The following is a 2,105-nucleotide window of genomic DNA, read 5'->3' on the forward strand; positions in this document are numbered from 1 at the left end:
CTACTGTGGTTTCCCCGCATCGATCCCGTGTTGCGTCAGTGAGCGGGTGGCATCAAAACCGTGTCAATCAAATACACCGTCGCGTTGGCGGTGTTGACTCCACCGCAGATCACCGATGCGTCGTTGACCTTCAACCCCTCCGGCGTTCCGGTGACCGTCACGGTTCCACCTTGCACCGTCTTGTGAGTGCCCACCACGTTGGCGGGATCGACCCGGTTCGGGACCACGTGATAGGTGAGAATGCTTGTCAACGTCGCCGAATCGGTCTTCAGAGAATCGATGGTGGCCGACGGGATCTTGGCGAACGCGTCGTCGGTCGGCGCGAAGACCGTGAACTGTCCGCCGTTGAGTGTGTCGACCAGGTTGACATTCGGATTGAGCTTGCCAGACAACGCCGCGGTCAACGTCTTCAACATCGGGTTGTTCGCCGCGGCGACAGTCACCGGGTCAGCGGCCATACCCATCACTGAACCGGGACCCGAAGGCACCTGGCGGGCGTACTCGGCGCAACCGGGGCCCACTGGGTCGGCGGTCGCAGTACCTACCGCCAGTGCGAGCATCCCCGATGCCGCAATACCGACGGCTGCCGCCGACGCGGCCGCGCGTGTGGCGATCTTCATGAGCGTGTTTCCCTTCGTGCTTCAGCGACGTGATGCCGCCAAGGACTTGTTCGGACAGCAGTTATTCGGTCCCGTTCCGTCGTTGGATGGGTACACCAACTGAAAAATCGAGCAAGTGCTGCGTCAAATCGGGCTCAACGGGCCATCCGAGGCGGCCACGGCTCCGAATCACCACTGAACCCGATGTCCAGCTAACGGAACTGGAAGGACTACGCCTTGTTGACTCAGTTGCGAACGACTGCGAGCCAGGTCGTGGGGACCGTCGCGTCGACGGTGGGGATTCGGGTCGGCGTCGAGGAGCCCTCGCACAGCGTGCAGTCGTTGGCCGACGGAGTAGAGATTCGCCAGTACGGGCCACGTATAGCGGCCCAGACGGCGGTGGTTGCGGACGAGGAAGCGGCCCGCAGTGCGGGCTTCCGGCGGCTGGCTGGCTATATCTTCGGCGCCAACCACCAATCCGACCGGATCGCCATGACCGCGCCCGTAGGCCAGCGGGCGACCGGAGATGGTGGCCAGAAGATCGCTATGACGGCACCGGTGGCGCAGCAGATCAGTGAGAATCAGAGCTGGATGATTCGGTTCTACATGCCACCCGGGTGGACGTTGCACTCCTTGCCGACGCCCGATGACGAGCGCGTTGCGCTGGTCGCGGTGGCACCCGAAACGGTTGCGGTGCTGCGCTTCAGCGGCGACCGCGGTCCCGACAGGGTGGCTGAGCACACCCGTCGCCTGCGCGAAATACTGCGCGACTACGGATTCGTGGCCGTCGGCGAATCTACCGCGTGGTTTTACGATCCGCCGTGGACGCTCCCGTGTCGGCGCCGCAACGAGATCGCGATCCCCGTCGAAACTTGATGGTGCTCGCATGCGATGGGAAATGCGTCTACTCAATACTCAAGGAGCGAAATACTATGCGCATGAAGACTATTGGCGTGACTGCGGCTGCAGTGGCGGCGACCAGCCTCGCTGGAGGCGCAGCTTCCGGCCGCGAAGTCGACTCGCAGTGGTACGTGCGCCTGCGCAAGCCGAGCTACCAGCCGCCGCGGCAGGCGTTTCCCATCGTCTGGCCATTACTTTACGGGGACATCGCACTGGTCGCCGCCGACACGATTGACCGCCTGGCCGATGGCAGCCACGATGACACGGCGCGACGATTCTGCGCCGCACTCGCGCTCAATTTGGGTCTCAACGCAAGCTGGTCGTGGGTGTTCTTCAACCGTCACCGTCTCGGGCTCGCTGCGCTGACCGCCGGAGTGCTTACCGCCAGCAGCGTCGACCTGACCCGCCGCGCCGTTGCGGTGCGACAACGGCGCGCTGCGCCGCTGGCGGCTTACCCCGCCTGGTGTGCATTCGCCACGGTGTTGTCAACGCATATCTGGTGGATCAACCGACACTGATGACAGAGCAAGGTAGTCGTGCCGGGCTTGGCGCCCTCGTCCACCTCAGCCTGGCGCAACCACTTCGTCGGTGTCATCGGGTGAACCC

3 protein-coding genes are annotated in these 2,105 nt (G+C 63.8%); 2 read left to right on the forward strand and 1 reads right to left on the reverse strand.

Features of this window, described 5'->3' with window-relative positions:
- Positions 1-35: 35 nt before the first annotated feature.
- A complete protein-coding gene (locus tag WAW85_RS06590) occupies positions 36-620 on the reverse strand; it encodes a fasciclin domain-containing protein (RefSeq protein WP_422558833.1) in 585 nt (194 codons plus the stop codon).
- A 252-nt stretch (positions 621-872) separates the two neighbouring features.
- Between WAW85_RS06590 and WAW85_RS06595 the strand changes: the two genes are divergently transcribed.
- Both WAW85_RS06595 and WAW85_RS06600 read left to right on the forward strand, forming a co-directional pair.
- Entirely contained in the window at positions 873-1,475 is a 603-nt protein-coding gene (locus WAW85_RS06595) for an SOUL family heme-binding protein (RefSeq protein WP_422558834.1), read from the forward strand.
- A 56-nt stretch (positions 1,476-1,531) separates the two neighbouring features.
- Positions 1,532-2,017: a TspO/MBR family protein gene (locus WAW85_RS06600; protein WP_422558835.1), complete on the forward strand. Its 486-nt coding sequence runs from the start codon at positions 1,532-1,534 to the stop codon at positions 2,015-2,017.
- Positions 2,018-2,105 lie beyond the last annotated feature (88 nt).

Source organism: Gordonia sp. (in: high G+C Gram-positive bacteria), from assembly GCF_049299075.1.
GTDB lineage: Bacteria > Actinomycetota > Actinomycetes > Mycobacteriales > Mycobacteriaceae > Gordonia.

Coding starts and splice junctions, on each gene's coding strand:
- WAW85_RS06590 (WP_422558833.1), bottom strand. CDS start 620: ATGAAGATCGCCACACGCGCGGCCGCGTCGGCGGCAGCCGTCGGTATT.
- WAW85_RS06600 (WP_422558835.1), top strand. CDS start 1,532: ATGCGCATGAAGACTATTGGCGTGACTGCGGCTGCAGTGGCGGCGACC.